Genomic DNA, 2279 nt, shown 5'->3' with positions numbered 1-2279 from the left:
GCAAGAACGCCCGCCACTGGAAGAAGCCGAGTCCGGGATCGGAGCAGCGCAACGAAGCCATCCGGGCGTGCCAGCGTTTGGGCCGCAGCGTCTGGAAGAAGTGGAGCGGCTACCACCGGCGCAGCCTTGTCGAGACGAAGATGCACTGCTTCAAGCGACTGGGCGAACGGGTGACGGCGCGCACGTTCGAGCATCAGGTGGTGGAGTTGCATGTCCGCGTGGCCGTACTCAACCGCTTCAGCCAGATCGGTCGTCCTCAAACCGTTCTGGTGGCCGCCATGGCATAAATCCGTCTGGGGTTGGGGCTATGCCGTCTTCGAACTGATTTGTGCAACAAAGCCGGTGCAACCCCATGGCAGCGAAGCGGAAGCCAGGGCCGCCGATAAAACGCTGGCCATGCCCGCGCGGCACATCCTTGGATTATCGCCGGACGCACCTCGCGCCCTGGTGAACATCGGTATTTTGGCTTAGGCCGAAGGCGCCCCCCAGCAGGGGCGAAAGTAGGCTTTTTTTGGAACCACCGCAGGGGGTGAACAAAAAATGCCGTAGTGAGTACACGAAGTGGACGGGCCACCCCCGATAAACTTGCGTAAAACTCGCGCCGTGCTATTTTAATCCAAAGGAATAAAAAATGGCATACGCGATTTTCAGAGTCAAAAAATACAAAACCAATCACGCTATTGGCGGCATCATGAGGCACCACCTCCGGGAAGCTCCGGAAGAAGTGGATGGACTCGACCCGAGTCGCTCCCACCTCAATATCACCATCGGTGCAGCCGACCGACCGGCACTATTCAGGGCGATAAAGGCACGGATTGCCACAACGACACGAAAGCCGCGCCCCGATGCCAATCGAATTATCGAGAATGTCTTTACGGCTTCGCCGGAGTTTTTCAAGGATATGTCGTACGAAAGGCAAAAAGATTATTTACTCCATTGCGTTGATTTTGCCAAAGCGACTTACGGCGCGGATAATGTCGTTGGAGCATATTTGCATTTTGATGAAGAAAGTCCCCACTGTCATGTACTTTGCGTTCCAATTGAGAAATCGACCAGGACGACAAAAAAAACCAGCCGCCAAGTAACGACGCTCAACGCTGGCCATTATCTGGGTGGCTCGGAAAAATGCATCGATATGCAAACCCGCTTTGCCGAGTTCGTCCAAGGGAAAGGGCACGACCTGAAACGCGGCGAGCCTAAAAGCGAGACCAAGAGGCGGCATATTCCATTGCGGGAGTATTATGCCGATATTGCCGCAAGCCATCAGGCCGCTACCGAGTTGCTAGCGCAAGCGGCAAGCGAGGCCAGCGCAGCAGCCCAAAAGCGGCGGCAGGTAGAGCATGAATGGGAGCGCCTGAAACTGGACCGGGAGGCCGTCGAGGCTGAGCGCGCGGCCATCCAGAAGCGATATGGCGAACTGGATGCAGAATGGACCCGCGCTCGAGCTGCGAACCAGAGGGCTCGGGATTATGAGGACAAGGCGCAAAAGCTAGCGCAGCAGGGGCTAGCAGGTATCAAGGGGGTGAAGCGCCTCGCGGCGATTGCAGAGAGGCCCGCGCTGGCCGGGATGTTGGAGCTACTGGCCGAGAATGCTACCGCTCGGGAACTATTGGCGCTCTATCAACATGACCCCAAAATGGCCCAAGTGGTGCACAGCAATGTTGCCTTGGCCATTGGAATGTCCGACCAAAATTTAGCGCCAAAAACGGAAGACGAAAAAAATGCCGTAGTCATTACTGCATTACAGCGCTTGAGGCCTGAGGCAACAGGGAGCATCTCGCAACCCGGGCTGAACACCGGTCTGGATGCTGACGACCAGATATCCGTCTTTTTGAATTCATGACAAGGCTTACTTGATAAGCAGCGGCCGTCCATCAAGGACTTGCAGCCCTTGATGCCTCAGACATTGTCAGTCAAGGTGAGAGATGGCTTGGATTAGAGAATTTCTCTAATCTTCCTCTGGGTCTTCGTTGCCGGTGAAGGTGTAATCCAGTTCATCTTCGATAATTTTGCAGTTTCGGGGACGTACTTCAAACTGTCTGCAAGCGCCAACTCTGTATGCGTGAACACTGACCTCGACTGCAACTTCCTCTTCTCCAAATGCTATCCAGATAGCGGAATGGTACACACCGCCTTCATCATCTTTATAGTTGCCGCCTTCTTCCAAGTGGAAATCATGACCATAAAAAGTCTTTTGGACGACCACCTTTTCCTCCTTTTCCTCCTTTTCCTCCTTTTCCTCCTTTTCCTCCTTTTCCTCCTTTTCCTCCTTTTCCTCC

Annotated in this window: 3 protein-coding genes; 2 read left to right on the top strand and 1 reads right to left on the bottom strand. The window is 54.5% G+C overall.

All coding sequences use genetic code 11. The features are described from left to right. Positions 1 to 287, top strand: a 287-nt coding sequence (locus AX018_RS22730; protein ID WP_146749308.1) for a transposase, incomplete at its 5' end; no start/stop codon positions are given. 344 nt (positions 288 to 631) lie between these two features. Beyond that, positions 632 to 1843, top strand: a complete 1212-nt coding sequence (gene mobV / locus AX018_RS22725) for a MobV family relaxase (protein WP_111882239.1) — start codon at positions 632 to 634, stop codon at positions 1841 to 1843. A 105-nt stretch (positions 1844 to 1948) separates the two neighbouring features. Here the strand turns inward: mobV and AX018_RS22720 are convergent. Beyond that, a partial coding sequence (locus AX018_RS22720) for a hypothetical protein (RefSeq protein WP_211322506.1) occupies positions 1949 to 2279 on the bottom strand: 331 nt, incomplete at its 5' end.

It is taken from the genome of Paracidovorax anthurii (genome assembly GCF_003269065.1).
Lineage (GTDB): Bacteria > Pseudomonadota > Gammaproteobacteria > Burkholderiales > Burkholderiaceae_C > Paracidovorax > Paracidovorax anthurii.
This window is presented reverse-complemented; position numbering and strand designations above follow the sequence as displayed.